Raw genomic sequence first — 16,693 nt, forward strand, 5'->3', positions numbered from 1 at the left:
ACGAGCCGGCCGGACGGCCGCGTCGAGGTCTTCGCACCTCGCCGAGGAAGGTCCGGGCTCCACAGGGCAGGGTGGTCGGTAACACCGACCCGGGGCGACCCGCGGGACAGTGCCACAGAAAACAAACCGCCCCCTCACCGAGGGGGTAAGGGTGAAACGGTGGTGTAAGAGACCACCAGCGCCCACGGCGACGTGGGCGGCTAGGTAAACCCCACCCGGAGCAAGGTCAAGAAGGAATGCCCACGGGCATTCCGCGCGCGACACTCGAGGGCTGCCCGCCCAACGCCGCGCGGGTAGACCGCTTGAGACCACGAGCAATCGTGGCCCTAGATGGATGGCCGTCAGGTTACCCAACCTACAAAACCCGGCCTACAGGCCGACTCGTCCGCCTTTAAGCCCCGGAGACGGGCCTTTCGGCTCCTCATGATCCAGAAGTCATCACCCACGTCAGCCTGGCTCGCGCCTAGCGGGACGCTCCAGGGATGCGAAGCCGCACTCCACCGACTAACCAGCAACGAAGAGGAGTGACCATGCCTAAGAGGACGCCGGGGGACTGGGCCGACCTTGAGCGGGAACTACACGAGGCCGGTGTCTCTCCTTCCGTGATCGAGGAGGGCGCCAGGAGGCTCCTCGCCGAGGCGCGCGGCCATCAGCTTGCCGAGGCGCGCAAGCACCTTGGGCTCGGACAAAAGGACGTCGCGACCATCATGGGTGTGAGCGTTTCCCGCGTCTCACAGATCGAGCACGGCGAGGTCGCGTCCCTTGAGGTTATCGCCCGCTACGTGGAGGCACTCGGAGCCCGCCTGGAGTTGGTCGTCTTTTTCGGCGACCGAACGGTGCGTCTGCCGGTCAGCGAGAAGTCGATGGATGCCGCCGCATAGGCAGCGGAAAACACGTTGCGGTAGAAGGTCGGGGCGCGGAAAGCTCCCGGCGTGAAGATGAACGATGACCAGTTGGTGGTGGCACCGGAGACTGTGCGTGCATTGGTTGATGAGCAGTTTCCCGAGTGGCGGCGTCTGCCCATCACGAGTATCGCCGCGCATGGGACAGTGAACGCCATCTTTCGTGTAGGCGAGCACTTCACGGCTCGGTTCCCGCTACAGCCTGGGCACGTTGACTCGACGCGGCGGTGGCTGGAGTCCGAAGCGGAAGCAGCTCGCGAGTTGTTAGGTCGTACGCGGTTTCCCACGCCCGAGCCGGTTGCGCTCGGTGAGCCTGGGGCGGGATATCCGCTGCCGTGGTCGGTACAGACTTGGTTGCCGGGTGTCGTGGCCACCGACGATGACCCGGGCGAATCGGTCGCGTTTGCGCACGACCTGGCGGATCTCATCGAGAGCCTGCGCGCAATCGACACGCGTGGCCGTACTTTTGCCGGCCAGGGCCGAGGGGGTGACCTTCAATCCCACGACGGGTGGGTGGAAACCTGTTTCGAGCAGAGCGAACAACTTCTGGACGTTCGCGGGCTTCGCCTCATGTGGGAGAGTTTTCGAAATCTGCCGCGCGAAGCCACCGACGTGATGGCCCATGGTGATCTCATTCCCGGCAATGTGCTCGTGTCCGCTGGGCGGCTGACCGGGATTCTCGACGTTGGCGGCTTCGGGCCGGCCGACCCTGCTCTAGATCTTGTGGGTGCTTGGCATCTGCTCGAGGCCGGGCCGCGGCAGGTGTTCCGCCTGGATCTGGGGTGCGACGACCTCGAATGGGAGCGAGGCAAAGCGTGGGCCTTCGTACAGGCGATGGGGGTCGTCTGGTACTACCTCGAAAGTAATCCGGTCATGTGCCGGATGGGCCGACGCACCCTGGAACGCATCCTGGCCGACCCCGTTTCCGTGTAGGCATTTTTCGGTGTGATCCGGATATTTCCGGGCAGTGGAGGCCGGTGGCCGAACCCACCGAGAGTCGCCGGGGCGAGCTGATCGAGTCCGCTCAGGCCCGCTGGATCGCCGCCCTGACCGACCTGGGCGGGCGAAACACGCTGCTCTACTACAAGGATCGCAGGGCGGGCACGCTCGACCTCGCGGACGCCGATCCCATCGCCCTCGAACGGTTCCTGCGCACCGGATCGGCCCGTCTCAGCCGGCTGTTCACGGACGCCGACGTCAGGGCCGACGCGATCCGCCGCGTGCAGGCCATCCACCGCAAGGCACGCGAACTGCTCGAAGAACGCGGCATCCGTGCCGGATACCTCGCCACCAGCATGGCCCGCTGGGACGAATTGTTCCTCGAACCGGCGGCCCCCGTACTGCTGCGCGGCCTGACCATCACGCCGACCCGCGCCAGACACGACGATTTCGAGCTTGCCCTGGACGACGAAGAGGAGCTCAACCCCGTCCTGGTGCACAAGCTCGCCACCATGTACGGCGCCGCGGTGACCAGCACCGCCGACCTCGCACGCGCCGCCGAACTCGCCGAGATCCCCGGATTCGAGATCCTCCCCAGGCAGGTCATCGGCACCTTCACCTACGCCAAACTGCCCATGGTCAGGGACATGCAGGCAGCCGGCGAACTGCTCGCCGACAGCGACATCGTGGCCGCGATCGCCGGCGACCCGGAGGCCCAGGAACTCCTGCTGGCCACCGATACCTTCCCCGCCATCGACGACACCCCCGAATCCGACTACTCCGTACTCGACGCGGACTCCTCCCAGCGCAGCGCCATCGACGCCGTGCTCGCCGGGCGCAGCCTCGTCATCCACGGCCCACCCGGCACCGGCAAGAGCCAGACGATCGCCAACCTCATCGCCGCTCTGGTGGCCCGGGGCCGGAAGATCCTTTTCGTGGCCGAGAAACGGGCCGCCATCGACGCCGTACTGTCCCGGCTGAAGGGTGCCGGGCTCGGCGACATGGCGATCGACATCCACGAGGGCACCAGGGACAGGCAGCGCATCGCCAAGGACCTCGGCACCACCCTCGACCTGGCCGCCCAGGTCGCCGGAACCGCCGACGAGGGCCCGCACCGCCGCCTGGCCGAACGCCAGAAGCGCCTCAACCAGCACGTCACCGCATTGCACGAGGTGCACGAGCCGTGGGGGGTGACCGCCTTCGAGGTCCAGTCCGCGCTGCTCGGCATCCCGGCCGAAGCCCGCACTCCTGTACGGCTCGCGCTGTCGGAACGCATGAGCCGCGAAGCCGCCGACCGTATCCGCGACGACCTGCGGGAGTTCGCTCACCTCGGCGGATTCACCCTGCGCCCACGCGCCACCTCCTGGTACGGCGCGGCCCTGCGCACCCCGCTCGACGCCCGGCTCGCCATGGACATGGTCACCCAGCTCACGACGGTCACCCTGCCGATGCTGGCCGACCGCCTCGGCCGGGCCTGCGACGAACTGGGCCTGACCCCGCCGAGTTCCTATCCCGCCCAGCTGGCCGTGCTCGAACTGCTGTCCGGCATCGCCCGCACCCACGAGCTGTTCGACCCGGCCGTGTACGGCTCCAGCCCCGCCGACCTGGCCGCCGCGACCGGCGAAGGGGCCGAGCTCGGCCTGCGGGACCGGTTCCGGCTGCGCCGCCAGGCTCAGGCGTTGTGGATCGGCCCGCCGAAGGCTCCCCGCGAGGACCTGCACACCGCGCTCGTCTCCGCCGCCGCTCAACTGGCCGGGTGGGAGTATCTCCGTACCAAAGCGGGACTGCCCCGCCTTCCGTCCGGTTTCGCGGAGCTGCTGTCCCTCGGAGAGCAGAGCGAGCAGGAGCTGGCCGCGCTCCGCCGGTACGTCCGGATTCCGCCCGACGTTGAGCCGGTCCTGGCCGGGCTCGCCGCCGACCGGGACACCCCGTGGAAGCTACCGCGCCTCTACGAGCTCGGCGTGCGATTCGACGCCCTCGGCCTCGGCCCGCTCCTGGACGGTCTGGCCCGCAGGGAAGCCGGGCCCAGCCTGGCCGCACAGGTCTTCGACCACGCCTGGTACGCCACCGTCCTGGACCACATCCGGGTCCGCGACCCCCGCTACGCTGCCTACGACGGCGCGGCCCTCGACGAGATCGCCGGCGAGTTCCAGGTCGACGACGTACGGCACCTGGCCGCCAACCGGACCCGGGTCCGCCGCGCTTGGGCCGGACGGGTCCGCGAGGCCGAGGACCGCCACCCCCTGCAGGCCCGGGTGATCCGCAAGCAGGCCGCGGTCCGCCGCGGCCACCTGCCGCTGCGCCGCCTCCTGGACCAGGCCGGGGACGTCCTGTTCGCGCTCAAGCCATGCTGGGCGATGTCGCCGCTGATGGTCAGCCAGGTGCTGCCCCTGGCCCGGCTCTTCGACGTCGTCATCTTCGACGAGGCCAGCCAGGTCGTGCCTGCCGACGCCATCCCGTCGATCATGCGCGGCCACCAGATCGTGGTCGCAGGGGACGACCGCCAGCTGCCGCCCACCAACTTCTTCCGCCAGGTCGGCGACGAGGAGGCCGAGGACGACATGGACGACCTCGTCTCGTTCGGCGCTGGCTTCGAATCGGTCCTCGACGCCCTCCGCCCGCTGCTCCCCACCTGCCCGCTGACCTGGCACTACCGCAGCCGCGACGAACGGCTTGTGGCGTTCTCCAACACCCGCATCTACGGCGGCGCGCTGACCACCTTCCCCGGCGTGTCCCGCGACGACTGCCTGACGCACGTCGTGGTCAGCCAGACCCCGGACAAGGGCCAGGAGACCTCGGTGACCGCCGAGGTCGACAAGGTCGTGGATCTGATCCTGGACCATGCCTCGACCCGGCCCGAGGAGTCCCTCGGCGTGATCGCCCTCGGCCTGCGGCACGCCGAACGCATCGACGCCGAGCTGCGCGCCCGCCTCACCCACCGCCCCGACGTGGAAGGCTTCTTCAGCGAGGACCAGGCCGAGCCGTTCTTCGTGAAGAACCTCGAACGCGTCCAAGGCGACGAACGTGACGCGATCATCTTGTCCATCGGGTACGGCAAGCACCCCGACGGCCGGATGCGCTACCAGTGGGGCCCGCTGCTGCGCGACGGCGGCGAACGGCGGCTCAACGTGGCCGCCACCCGAGCCAAACGCCGGCTCACCCTGGTCAGCTCGTTCTCCAGCCATGACGTCGACCCGGACCGGCTGACCAAGGCCGGGGCCCGGCTGCTGGCCGACTACCTCACCTACGCCGGATCCGGCGGCACCGCCGCGGACGCCTCAGGACGCGACGACCTCGACCCGTTCCAGGCCGACGTACGAGACCAGCTGGCCGCGCTCGGGATCAGCGTCGTCCCGCAGTACGGCGTCGGGGGCTACCGCGTCGACTTCGCGGCCACCCACCCCGACGACCCCAGCCAGATGATCCTCGCCATCGAAACCGACGGCACCTCCTACCGCGCCTCCCGCAGCGTCCGCGACCGCGACCGGCTCCGCAAGGAGCATCTCGAACGCCTCGGCTGGAGCTTCCACCGCGTCTGGTCCACCAACTGGTTCCACAACCCCCAAGCCGAACTGGCCAAACTCCGCACCGCCTACGCCCAAGCCCTCGCCCGTACCCCCACCAAACCCCCCGACCCGACACCACACCCGCCCGCGACAACCGACCTGGTTCCCCGCCCGCCCACACCGCTCGACCGCGATCCGTGACGCGCAGTTCCGGCGGGTTCGCGTGGCCCTGCGGAACCTGGTGCGCCTGACACCACGCGCAGTGTGGTAGGCCTCCTGCGGGCGCATCGCATATTCGCTCGTGATCCTCTGGCGCGGTCAATAACGTATGCCCCATGCGAGGGCGGATCAGAAGAGATCGGAAGACGGACATCGTGAGGCTGCGCCATCATGCGGAGCTGATCCCACCGTACGACGGTGCGGTTATGGTGACGGCGGCGCCAGGTCCGGAGGGAGAAATGGTGGTCCTGTGGGCGTCGAAGGAGAACGCCGACGCCATCTCCGCACGGACTGTCCAGCCGGGCGGTGCGTCCTTTCCCGAGGCTCGTACGGCTGCGCCCGTCTCGGTGCATTTCGCCACGTACCGTCCCCATCTGGTGATGACGGTGCCCATCGCCGAGCAGTCACTCGCTCATACGTATGTCCAGCCGCTTCCCAGGGGAGATGTGCTCCTGGTGGGCGCCCGATGCCGTTTGCGTGATGGAGCAGCCGAGCCGAACGCCGCGATATACACCGTGGACGGCGAACTCGTGCGAGAGGGCGTTCTGGGAGACGGAATCGAAGACGTGCAGACCACCCCGTCCGGCGAGATATGGGTGAGCTATTTCGATGAAGGGGTGGTCGGCAACTTCGGGTGGGGCGTTCCAGGCGGTCTCGACCCCATCGGCCAGCCCGGGCTGATTCGCTTCACGCCTGACCTCGGTATCGCATGGAGATACCCGTACAACAACAAGTTCGGTGTGATTACTGATTGCTACGCCCTGAACGTGACGGGAGAAGAGGCGTGGGCTTGCTACTACACCGATTTCCCCATCGTGCGGGTCCGGGCCGGCACGATCACCGGCTGGGCCAATGAGGTGAAGGGTGCTCACGCGCTTGTGGTCGCGGATGGCAGTGCCGTACTCATCGGAGGATACGGCGAAGACCGGCACCGGGTCGTTGCCGGGACCATTGAGGGAGAGGCCTTTTCGCCGCATCGTCACGCCCGGCTGGTGATGCCCGACGGGCGGTCGATTCCCCAAGATGCGGCCGTAATGGGCCGAGGGAGTGAGCTCCACGTCGTCGCCGGGCACAGTTGGCTCAAGCTGGATCTCAAGGCCCTCACGACCGGATGAGCCGACCTCTTCACGAACCCCGGAGCGGCCTGGTGGCCGGAGCGTCCTGGGAGGCGCTCAGGGCATCCGCGATCTTCTGATCTGCTTCTTTCGTCGCGTGCTGGTAGATCAGTGCCGCCCTGTCGCTGTCGTGCCCCGCGCTGAGCTGCGGCCTGGGGGCCGGTCACGGCGCAGGCGTCACGCGGGGCATCGCCGCACGGCCGCCACGCCGTACCAACCCAACGCGCCGACCACCGGCACGCCGCCGCCAGGGCGCTCCGACCACCGGCCCCGCCCGCTACGCAGCGCCTACGGCATCCTTCGGATCGGCGTCGGACGCTCCGCTCCCACCGTCCTGCACCTTGAAAACGATCCTGCCCGCGCACAAACTCCGATCATGCGCATCGACAGGAAGTTGCGCGCTGAACTCCTTCGGCGAGCAGCCCGCGACCAGGAGATCCGCTTCGCCGTCATCGCCGAGCGAACCAACGCCAATCTTGCTCGCATGTCCGAAGCCGATGGTGAAAACACCGCCTGGCTCGCCACCATCGTGCGGACCCAAGGCTGGCCAGGCATAGCGCTGGTCGGCACCAAGGCCGCGCATGCCGCCTGGCTGCTCGCCCAGCACGCCGACGCATCCCCCGCGATCCAACAAGAATTCCATGCCGCGCTCACCGCCGCGGTTGCCCAAGGTGATGCGCCTGTCCGCAACCTTGCCTACCTTGAAGATCGAGTTCGCGTCCATGCTGGTCGCCCGCAGCTCTATGGCACCCAATTCGTTCAGGACCACACGGGGTTCCATCCGTTTCCCATCGAGGACGCCGAACACCTCGCCGAACGGCGTGCACAGATCGGCCTGGAGCCCTTTCACCTCAATGAACAGGCGGTACGGGCGACCTATTCACCGCAGCAGTCATCCCGCAATGCCCGGTGGCGGCCAAGGAGCAGCCTCCGGCGGGGGCACTTCGGCTCCGGGATGATCGCCAGGAGCAAGAGCCGGGTGCGCCAATGGCTGGGCTGATCGTCCCGCCTGCCACGTCCCAGACGGAGCCCAGCAGATCGGATCCTCCGAAGCAAGCCCGTCCCTGACCGTTGGCACCTCATGATCGTGGAAGGTCAACGGCTTGCTGCCCTACGCATGGGACGAGGCAGACGGGAAGATCAGAGCGGGTGGTAGCGTGCCGTCGGGCGTTGAGATCCTAGGAGGCGGCCAATGGCGAATTCCCGAATGCCGAGGTGTCCTTTCTCGGGTCGTACGAGTCCGGTCCAACTCCGTGTTCAAGCCCAGGATCATCCACTGCTCCTTGTCTTCGAGCCGTGGGCTACCGAGTACCACCTTGATCAAGACAAGTGCATCGTTGTGAAGCTGGAAGAGGACGAATCCGCTCCCGTTGAGATCGTCCACTCGCGCGACGGCATCACGTTCTGGAGCGTGGGAGACCACCCGACCCTTTGGACGTTTGAAGGCGACGAGATCGACGCCTACTGAGCCAGCCACCTTTGATCGTCGTGCCATTAGCTCACAGAGCCGCTGCTTGTCCCAGTCGAGACAAATCGTGGGACCTGGGTGACATGCTCCAGTCTGTGACTTGTCCCGTCTCGGCATCGACGATGATCGTTATGGAGTTGCCCACGATTGGCTTCAGTCCATGCCGAGTGTGCCTTAGGAAGTTTCCCTCCATCTGGATCACGTAGACGCTCGCGTCCCCGCTTACGCGTGAGGCCGTAGTTTCCGCAAGTGCTTCCTGACGTGTCGATGCGATGTAGCGGATATTTGCCGGGTTTTCTTCTTTGTGTCTGCTGGCTAAACGTCGAGCGATCGCCGCCAGATCGGCGCGCTGCTGAGCGTTCGGCGCCCCAGGAATAGCGGCTTTTCGCGTGTCCTGCGGGGGTGGCATCGTGATTCCGGCCCGGGTGGGCGGATCAATGTTTGGGGGCTGTGGAGGGGGATCCATGCATTAAACGCTACCCTTCCTGCCTCGGGATAGAAGGTGGGAAACCTTGGTCCCTGAGTGGTTGAGGTGGGAGTTTGATCAGGGGAGTCCCGCGCGCAGCGCGGAATATGGGAACATCAGGTATCCGAGATGTATAGCGCTCATCCGCAGGCGCACGGGGGCGCTCTACGCCGGCTGGAGGGGTTCGAGGCCTCCAAAGGCCGTGATCCGGAGCGCACGCTCATCCGGCAGGGCGAGCACATGGCCCAGATGTCGATCCATATCGATGGCTTCTTCGGCTACCGGCAGTGGTTCTTCTTCGACGACGTCTGGGCTGCCGCTCACCCCGATTTGGCCACCTCACTGATGCGCTACGGCGTGCACTGGGATCCCCGTTGCCCGGGCGGCCACGGCTATTTCGAGGATTGCCGCTGACGGCACGCGCTGAAGTGAAGGGCTATTCAGCGTTGATTGGATGTGTGCTGCGCTCCCGGCGAAGGGACGTCGGTGTCGCCAGCATTCGCCAGAAGAGTGCCGCTGCCAGGAAGAACAGCAGTGCTTGGCCGTTGAGTAGGGCAAGGGTGGGGAGGAGGCTCGCCAGTGCGCCCGCCAGCATCAGGCCCGCCGCCTGTAGCCCGTCGGAGAGGGCGAACAGGGCGCTCATGACGCGTCCTTGGAACTCGTGGGGGGTCGCCTGTTGGGCCGCCGACAGCCAGGCGGCCATGATCCAGACACTGGGTGCTCCGCTCAGCGTGAAGAACCCTGCGTAGAACCACATCGCGGTGGTTATTGAGGCGGAGTTCCAGATGACCAGGCTGAGTAGACCGAAGGTGAGCAAGCTGTAGGTCATCAGGCGGCGCATGTCGAGTTTGCGGGCGAGGTGCGCGGTCAGTGCGCCGCCGAGTAGCCCGCCTACGGCTTGGACCCCGCGCAGGAGGCCGGCCTCGGGCTCGCCGCCGCCGAGTAGGTCGGTGACGAACAGCAGGAAGAGGATCACGAACATGCCCTGCGCGAGGGCTAAGAGGCCCAGGACCACGGCGACGGCCCGGAGGGCGGGGGTGTGCCGGATCAGTTGTAGCCCGGCCGAGGCTCCTCGCCAGAAGGCCGGTTGCGTGACCGCGTTGGCTCTGGCGCGGGGGAGTGCGAGCACCAGCAGGACGGTGATGATCAGCGGGGTGACAGCGGCGGCGACGATGCCCGGAATGCCTGTCCAGGCCAGTACGAATCCACCGAGCGGACTACCGGCCAGCCGTCCCAGGTTGCTGCTGAGGCTGATCGAGGCGTTGGCGGTGATGAGCTGGTCGGCTTCGACCACCGAGGGAACCATGGCGTTCTTCACCGACTCGAACATCGCCGTGAGCCCGGCTTCGGTCGCTACGACCAGGTAGACGATCCATAACTGGCGACTGTCGTGGACGAGTAGCAGCGGGAGCAGCAGGAGCGCTCGGGAGATCGTCAGGCAGGCCATGAAACGTGAGCGGTTCCACTTGTCGGCCAGGATCCCGGCCAGCGGCGTGAGCAGCAGGCTCGGCAGGAGGCCGAGCATGGCGACCGTGGACGTGATGAGGGCGGATCTCGTGATCGACAGCGCGTACAACGGCAGGGCGATGAGCAGCGCCCACCGGGTGACCTCGGTGCAGAAGCTGGCTATCCAGAGCAGGAAGAGGGCTCGTCGCCGTAAGGGATGCGGTGCCTCACGCCGGGTCATCGGTTGTCCGGCGGACGGGGAATCCGTGCAGGACGTACATCACTCTTTCCACCCCGGGGAGCGCGGGCTGGCGTTTGGACAGTGCCGTGTAGCGTTCGACGACCGCCATCAGCTCCGCGTGCATTTCGGTGAGCTCGGCGTGCGTGAGATCGATCGTGCCGTCCGCCATGAAGGCCGCGTCCAGCCATCCGGTGTCCCATTCCGCGCTCTCGTTGAATTCTCCGATGAGGCGGTACTGCTCGCTGACGGCACTGTTCCTGATCATTGTCGCCATGGCGGCGGCTTCGGGTTCGTCCAGCACGCTTGAGGCGTGCCAGCGCAGCCGCTGGTTGCTCAGCTGCCACCAGCGTTCTCTGGCGTCCCTCGCGTGCTGCGGGGCGGGTTCGATGAACCCGTGCTGGTGGAGTTGGCGCAGGTGGTAGCTCACCTGAGCGACAGGCGCCTCCACCGCATCTGCCAGATAGGACACCGTGGCCACTTTCGTGTTACGCAGGGCGTAGTAAAGGCGAATGCGCAATGGATGAGCGAAGGCCTTCAAGGCGGTGATGCTCTCGACTCCCTTGGTCGTTTCCTTGTCACTCATCGAGATCACCTACGCCCGGTTTGTCCGTTTACCCTCACCCTAGGCAGTCACTATGAGTTACACAACATATCTTGTGCAATAGTTATTGCTCTGTTGTAAAGCCGGTCAGACCCTCGCCCCTGCCGGCGAACGACATGATCAGCAGATGCTGGGACTCGTCGGAGGCGCGGTCCGTCGCAGTGCCATGGCAACGCCTTGGCACGTGGTCCCTTGGCGCAGGCGCAGGTTTGATTCCGGTCGAACCCACGAACCCGATACGGGCGCCCGCCGTAAACGGGCAGGGCCCCTTCGCGTCAGTTAAGCCCTCGAAGATTTATGGGTCAACAGGCAAAACCGTGCTTATATTGAAATCAACCGTCTGGACGCGCCGATAATCGAACTACATGATGGTAGAACGCGTTGCCCAAGGCGGCAATGTCGGGGGGGATATTGCCAACGGGCGGCGACGGAAATTAGGGTCCACAGCCAAGAGGCCCTTATTCGAGAGGGTGTGGAAGCAGAACGTCCCAAGGGTTCGTCTTCATGAGGATCGGCTCTACCAGGCCATCCAGGGTGCCCTCTCGACGCCAGTCAAGGAACGGGTGTCTTCATGAGGAAGGAGATGAGGATGCACGGAAAACGTCTGCTCTTCGCCGGTCCGCTGATCGCCGCCCTCGTGTTCGGGCCGATCGGAACCTCGCAAGCCTCAGTCGTTCCGACGTCCGTAAGCGCCGGCGACAATCATGTCACGGCGACCTCGAAGGTCGCGCCGCCCATTTGCAAGAGTCTCAAGAAGAAGCAAAAGAAGGTCTGTGCGAACGGCTACTCCGAGGGATTCGAGGCCGGCGCGAAGTGCGGCCAGTCCCTCCGGCACGGGAGAATTTCCGACGACGAGGCATACGACATAGGCTTTACCGCGGGGTTCAACGCGGGCAAGAGAACGTGCTCCCAGTAAGACGCCAGAACGGGCCTGTCCGGATGGTTACCCCGGACAGGCCCGGCCAGGTGGGGCCGACCTCGCTCCGCTGCGCCGGTGATCAGGTCAGATCATTGTCGACGACCTGCGCCTGTCCACCGCCACGATCAGCGCGGCATCGGCGGATCGTCCTGGCAGGGTGTGCACACGATCTCACTGCCGAGGTTGTGACTTGCCTGGAGTGAGCTCCAGCTCCATACGATCGTTCTGCGGCCTGGCCGCACCGGCCTCGGGGACGCGACCGCGGCAACGATCGGGAGGTTGGGCGTGAAACTCGGATTTCACTACTGGAACTACTCGACTCCGGACGATCCTGCACAGATAGCCTCAACGCTGGCGGAGACCGCCCGGATCGCCGAGCAGTCGGGAGTCTCGTCGTTCAGCGTGATGGATCACTACTTCCAGATGGAGCGTGCCGAGGAGCCGATGCTCGAGGGCTACACGACGCTCGGGTACGTGGCGGCGCTGACCGAGCGGATGACGCTCCGGATACTGGTCACCGGCGTGATGTACCGGCATCCGGGCCTGCTGGCGAAGATCGTCACCACGCTCGATGTGCTGTCAGGCGGGCGGGCGGAGCTCGGCATCGGCGCCTCATGGTACGAGCGCGAGCAGCGCGGCCTCGGCGTGCCGGTGGTGCCGGTCGCCGAGCGGTTCGAGCGACTGGAGGAGACGCTCCAGATCTGCCGGCGGATGTGGAGCGACGACAACGGCCCTTACCGGGGACGGCACTACCAGCTGGAGGAGACGCTGTGCGTCCCGGCCCCGCTGGGCCGCAGCCAGCTGCCGATCATGGTCGGCGGTGGCGGTGAGAAGAAGACACTGCTGCTGGTCGCCCGGTACGGCGATGCCTGCAACCTGTTCGCGACCGGCGTGGACGACGTGGCCCGCAAGCTGGAGGTGCTGCGCACGCACTGCGCCGCCGAGAACCGCGACTACGACGCCATCGAGAAGACCGTGGCGGCGATGGGCCCGACACTGGACGACCCCGACGCGTTCTTGGCCGACGCCCAGCAGTACGCCAAGCTGGGCGTGAGCGAGATCCAGGTGATGCCGGACAGGCACCCGGTCGCCTTCGCCGAACAGCTTGCCGAACGCATCACGCCCCGGCTCGCCGACATCGGTTAGGAACGTGTTCGCGCGGCGGCTCAGGCTCTGAGCACCGGCACGGTTATTCGGCGGCCAGGGCGCGGCCGGTGTGGTGAGCGGTGTCGCGGGCCTCGGCGTGTCGTTGGGCGGCGAGGTCCTTGAGGTGGTCCAGGACGGGGTTGACGCCTACGAGGGTGAGTTCGCGTTCGACGACGGTGAGGTCGGCCTGCCACATGTCGGCGAGGATGCGCCGCAGGTAGGGCGTGGAGTGGTCCCAGCCCTCGCGGGGGGTGCCGGGTCCGTAGCCGCCGCCGCGGACGGTGACCAGCACGGTGGGCTTGTCCTTGAGCACGCCCGCGTCGGCAGGTCCGGCCGCGGCGATGACAAGGTCGACCCAGGCCTTGAAGTGCTGGGAAACGCCATAGTTGTAGAGCGGGACGGCCAGCAGGACGGCGTCGGCGTCGGTCAACTCCGCCTTCAGCGCGGCGGCCAGGGCCAGGGCGTCGCGCTGAGCCGGGCTGCGCTGGTCTTCGGGGACGAAGCCGGCGGTGGTCGCGAGCGTCCAGGCACCGGCCGGCAGCGGATCGGTGCCCAAGTGACGGCGCACGACCGGCTCGCCGGGACGGGCGGCGGACCATTCGGCTTCCACCAGGTCGGCGAGCTCGGCGCTGGCCGAGGAGGCGGGCATGATGCTGGCGTCCAGACGGAACAGGCTCATCGGCGTTTCTCCAACTCTGTACATTCCGGGATGCCCCCGGCGGTTGTCGGCGGTGTCGCCGCACGTAAGCATAAGCGGACTTTACCCCGCTTGTTATTCCGGCGGTAGGGTGAGTCCTGTGGATCGACCCGTCCTACCCCTGGTGGGAGCGCCGCGCGCCGAGCGTGCCGATGCCGTACGCAACCGGCGGCAACTGCTGGCCACGGCCCGCGAGATGCTCGCTGAGCAGGGTGTGGACAAACTGACCATGGACGCGCTGGCCGAACGGGCGTGCCTGGGCAAGGGGACGGTGTACCGCCGATTCGGCACCCGGGCAGGGATCTTCGTGGCGCTGATCGAGGACGACGAGCAGATTTTCCAGGAGCGGCTCCTGTCCGGGCCGCCGCCGCTGGGCCCGGGCGCTCCGCCGCTGGATCGTCTGATCGCCTACGGCCAGGCCCGAGTCGCATTCATGATCGAGCACCGCGAGATCGTCCGTGCCGCAATCGACGGCCGCCAAGCCGTACCCGCCGGCACGGAGATGAGCCTCTCCCGGATGCATATCCGCATGCTGCTCAGGCAGATCCCCCTCGGCGCCGCCGACCTCGACATCCTGGCCATTCAGCTCTCCGCAGCCCTGGAAGGCCCTTTCCTGCTCTACCTGTCAGCGACCGACATCGCCGACGACGCCCTTCACACCCAGGAACGGGCCGCACGCGGCTGGCACGATCTCATCCAACGCACCTGCCGACCCTGACGGCGTCAGCGCAGGGGTAGCCGGAGGACTCGTTCGCCGTCGAAGAACTCGCCGGTGTCCTGGAAGCCCAGGTGCTGGTAGAAGCCCAGTGGGGAGCTGTCCTCGCCCGGTGCGACGCTGGTCAGGAGTTCGTGGGCGGCTGGGCGGGTGCTCAGGTAGGCGATGACCAGGTCTAGCGCCGCGCGGCCGTAACCACGGCCTTGGTAGCGGGCGTCGACCAGCAGTCGCCAGAGGAAGTAGGGACCCAGCAAGGTGGGATCCCCAGGCGGGATGTTGTCGCTGATCATGACGAAGCCGATCGGTGCGCCGTCGGCGTAGATGGCGCGGTACCAGGGCATCGCCTGGGGGGAGCCGAGGGCGTCGGCCAGGGAGTCGGTCACCCCGGCCACATAGTTCTGCTGGGCCGGGGTGACGTCCAGCGCCACCACAGCGGCCCGGTTGGCGTCAGTGATCGGCTGCAGGCTCACCTGGGTCACCGCGACCACTGTAGTCAGGGCTCGTACGTCTGCTGGAAGGTTGGCGGAACATCGCCCTCGGAGGTGACGGCTTTCAGGGTGATTTTGGTCCGAGGAGTGGTGCCCCCGATCGGGCCGGGAGCGAAAGCGAAGGTGGAATTGGCGATGACATCCGTGACGCCCAGGCCGGTTATGGACAGCTGGGTTATCTGGCGGCTGGCTCCAGCGAGGTAGTGCCAGCGGCCGGAGGGGGCTTTCCACCAGGTCCCGGAGACGATGTCGTGTTCGAGACGGCTACAGTCCCACGTGTTCGTACGCTCCCCGGTCGGGATCGCGGTGGTATGCCCTTGGGCGTAGGCGAGCAGGGTGGCCCGGGTGGTGTTGGTGCCGTCGGTGTTGGTGAAACGGGTGCAGAGCCAGCGGCCGGTGGCCTGCTCGGGCAGGGAACCCGACCAGAATTCCCAGGCGGTGGCGGCTTGGACTTCGGTGGGCGGGAACGGGAGATTGCAGCCGAGGTAGGCCCAGACGTTGAAAGCGGCGAGGTTCTCGATCTCCGGAGGGCCGGAGCGGTCGATTTCGGCGGGCGGCGGAGGCTGGTGATAGATGTTGGCCAGAGCCAACCGGCCGAAGTCGATCATTGTGTACGGGAGACCGCCGGCGACCGCCGGGGCCCGGAGGCGCAGGACCGGCCCGCGCCAGCAGGCGCCGGTTTGTACCGGTGGGATGGGAGCGGTCACGCCCCCCGACACCGGGATCGTTCGCCAGCGTGCCCCGAGCCGGCTGAGGGTGGCGGCCGAGACCTCCTCGACCCACGGCGGCAGCAGGTACCGCGATCCGGATAGTTTGAGCGGGCTTGAGCCGTCCGGTTTGGGGCGAGGTTCAGGGAAGATCTCCAGTGACGCGACGCCGCGGCTTTCCGCGTAGCGGGCGATCCTGCCCGGGTCGCGCATCAGGACGATCGTGCCGCCGTCGACCCGGTCGGCGTAGAGGAGTTGCGGGTCGGTGGTGGGCGGGGCGGGGGAGACGCCGTAGAGGGCCTCGGGCCGTACCGAACCCTGCCAGGCGCGGAGGGCGCGGGTGGTGAGGTGGCGGTCGTCGATCAGGGCGCCTCGGGGATGCCAGGCGCGGATGTCCAGGGTTGTGGTGGTGCGCCAGGTTTCGGCTGGTACGCGTTGGAGGGTGAGAATGGCCGTCGCGCCCGTGGCGGGGGTGCCGTTGTCGAGCCAGTACGGAATGCTCGCCCCGCCCAGCAGGAGCAGCACGGTCCCCAGGGCGGTCAGCCAGCGTGGGGCGGCACGGCCGTAGACGCGGGCCAGGGTGGGGTCGGCGGCGGGGCGGTGCGGGATGGCGGAGCCGTGCTCGTCTTCGAGGGCGTCGACGAGGGCGAGCGCGATGGAGGGTTCGGGGACGGAGGCCTGGCCGAGGATGCGGCGGGTTTCCTCAGGGGGGAGGCCTTCCAGGCGGGTCATCGCGTACGCGGCTCTGGCTGGGGCGGGGAGGGATTCGAGGGAGGTGGTGAACGCGTGTTCGCCGCTGCGGACGATGGCGGGGACGACCTCCAGGCGGCGGGTCGGGCCCAGCCATGGGCGGAGGCGGTGGCGCAGGGCGCGGGTCAGCACCCGGAGGCGGGCGGCGGGGAGGTCGCCGGGGTGGCGGAGCAGGGCGCGGGCGGCCAGCCGGTGGGCGAGCACGAGCCGCCGCTCGCCGCCGTCCGGGGGCAGCGTCAGGTACGCAAGCCACACGAGGTCGCGATAGGGCCGGGCCAGGGCGGAGTTCCCCTTGATCGACCTGCCCACGAGTGTCCCTCCCAGGTTGGATCACGTGGCGTAGTCACGTGAACGCGGCTCGTGCATAC

General features: G+C 67.2%; 15 protein-coding genes and 1 other RNA gene. 11 read left to right on the forward strand and 5 right to left on the reverse strand.

The window, feature by feature from the left end; genetic code table 11:
- Position 1: 1 nt before the first annotated feature.
- The 8 genes from rnpB to Amac_RS24895 all read left to right on the forward strand — a co-directional run bounded on the left by rnpB (position 2) and on the right by Amac_RS24895 (position 9,029).
- Positions 2–388: RNase P RNA component class A (gene rnpB, locus Amac_RS24865), an RNA gene on the forward strand.
- 142 nt (positions 389–530) lie between these two features.
- A complete protein-coding gene (locus tag Amac_RS24870) occupies positions 531–881 on the forward strand; it encodes a helix-turn-helix domain-containing protein (protein ID WP_155356801.1) in 351 nt (116 codons plus the stop codon).
- A 57-nt stretch (positions 882–938) separates the two neighbouring features.
- The gene (locus tag Amac_RS24875; protein WP_174900220.1) at positions 939–1,835 is read left to right on the forward strand and encodes an aminoglycoside phosphotransferase family protein; all 897 of its coding nucleotides are present in this window, start codon (positions 939–941) and stop codon (positions 1,833–1,835) included.
- 44 nt (positions 1,836–1,879) lie between these two features.
- Positions 1,880–5,548: a PDDEXK-like endonuclease domain-containing protein gene (locus Amac_RS57395; protein ID WP_170322630.1), complete on the forward strand. Its 3,669-nt coding sequence runs from the start codon at positions 1,880–1,882 to the stop codon at positions 5,546–5,548.
- A gap of 134 nt (positions 5,549–5,682) precedes the next feature.
- Positions 5,683–6,681, forward strand: coding sequence for a YxiH-YxzG fusion protein (locus Amac_RS24885; RefSeq protein WP_155356804.1), 999 nt, complete (start codon positions 5,683–5,685; stop codon positions 6,679–6,681).
- Positions 6,682–7,057: 376 nt separating this feature from the next.
- Complete coding sequence (locus Amac_RS24890; RefSeq protein WP_174900219.1) at positions 7,058–7,681, forward strand: DUF6624 domain-containing protein; 624 nt, start codon at positions 7,058–7,060, stop codon at positions 7,679–7,681.
- A 339-nt stretch (positions 7,682–8,020) separates the two neighbouring features.
- Positions 8,021–8,149, forward strand: a complete 129-nt coding sequence (locus Amac_RS57400; protein WP_281356337.1) for a hypothetical protein — start codon at positions 8,021–8,023, stop codon at positions 8,147–8,149.
- A 595-nt stretch (positions 8,150–8,744) separates the two neighbouring features.
- Positions 8,745–9,029 (forward strand): hypothetical protein, encoded by a 285-nt coding sequence (locus tag Amac_RS24895; RefSeq protein ID WP_155356805.1) that lies wholly within the window; start codon positions 8,745–8,747, stop codon positions 9,027–9,029.
- A 22-nt stretch (positions 9,030–9,051) separates the two neighbouring features.
- On the opposite strand, the gene Amac_RS24900 is transcribed toward Amac_RS24895, so the two are convergent.
- Both Amac_RS24900 and Amac_RS24905 read right to left on the reverse strand, forming a co-directional pair.
- On the reverse strand, positions 9,052–10,302 hold the full coding sequence (locus Amac_RS24900; protein ID WP_155356806.1) for an MFS transporter: 1,251 nt from the start codon (positions 10,300–10,302) through the stop codon (positions 9,052–9,054).
- Positions 10,289–10,885, reverse strand: a complete 597-nt coding sequence (locus Amac_RS24905; RefSeq protein WP_155356807.1) for a helix-turn-helix domain-containing protein — start codon at positions 10,883–10,885, stop codon at positions 10,289–10,291. Before Amac_RS24905 ends, Amac_RS24900 begins: the two co-directional genes overlap by 14 nt.
- A gap of 589 nt (positions 10,886–11,474) precedes the next feature.
- On the opposite strand from Amac_RS24905, the gene Amac_RS24910 reads away from it, so the two are divergent.
- On the forward strand, positions 11,475–11,819 hold the full coding sequence (locus Amac_RS24910; protein ID WP_155356808.1) for a hypothetical protein: 345 nt from the start codon (positions 11,475–11,477) through the stop codon (positions 11,817–11,819).
- 288 nt (positions 11,820–12,107) lie between these two features.
- Positions 12,108–12,968: an LLM class F420-dependent oxidoreductase gene (locus Amac_RS24915; protein WP_155356809.1), complete on the forward strand. Its 861-nt coding sequence runs from the start codon at positions 12,108–12,110 to the stop codon at positions 12,966–12,968.
- Between the two features lie 43 nt (positions 12,969–13,011).
- Here Amac_RS24915 and Amac_RS24920 read toward each other — a convergent pair whose 3' ends face one another.
- The gene (locus Amac_RS24920) at positions 13,012–13,647 is read right to left on the reverse strand and encodes an FMN-dependent NADH-azoreductase (protein WP_155356810.1); all 636 of its coding nucleotides are present in this window, start codon (positions 13,645–13,647) and stop codon (positions 13,012–13,014) included.
- A gap of 118 nt (positions 13,648–13,765) precedes the next feature.
- Here Amac_RS24920 and Amac_RS24925 point away from each other — a divergent pair, with 118 nt between their 5' ends.
- Positions 13,766–14,383, forward strand: coding sequence for a TetR/AcrR family transcriptional regulator (locus Amac_RS24925; RefSeq protein ID WP_218041261.1), 618 nt, complete (start codon positions 13,766–13,768; stop codon positions 14,381–14,383).
- A gap of 5 nt (positions 14,384–14,388) precedes the next feature.
- Here Amac_RS24925 and Amac_RS24930 read toward each other — a convergent pair whose 3' ends face one another.
- Together Amac_RS24930 and Amac_RS24935 are read right to left on the reverse strand one after the other, a co-directional pair.
- Positions 14,389–14,859, reverse strand: a complete 471-nt coding sequence (locus Amac_RS24930; RefSeq protein WP_218041262.1) for a GNAT family N-acetyltransferase — start codon at positions 14,857–14,859, stop codon at positions 14,389–14,391.
- A 14-nt stretch (positions 14,860–14,873) separates the two neighbouring features.
- Positions 14,874–16,634, reverse strand: a complete 1,761-nt coding sequence (locus Amac_RS24935) for a hypothetical protein (RefSeq protein ID WP_155356812.1) — start codon at positions 16,632–16,634, stop codon at positions 14,874–14,876.
- Positions 16,635–16,693 lie beyond the last annotated feature (59 nt).

The organism is Acrocarpospora macrocephala, from assembly GCF_009687865.1.
Classification (GTDB): domain Bacteria; phylum Actinomycetota; class Actinomycetes; order Streptosporangiales; family Streptosporangiaceae; genus Acrocarpospora; species Acrocarpospora macrocephala.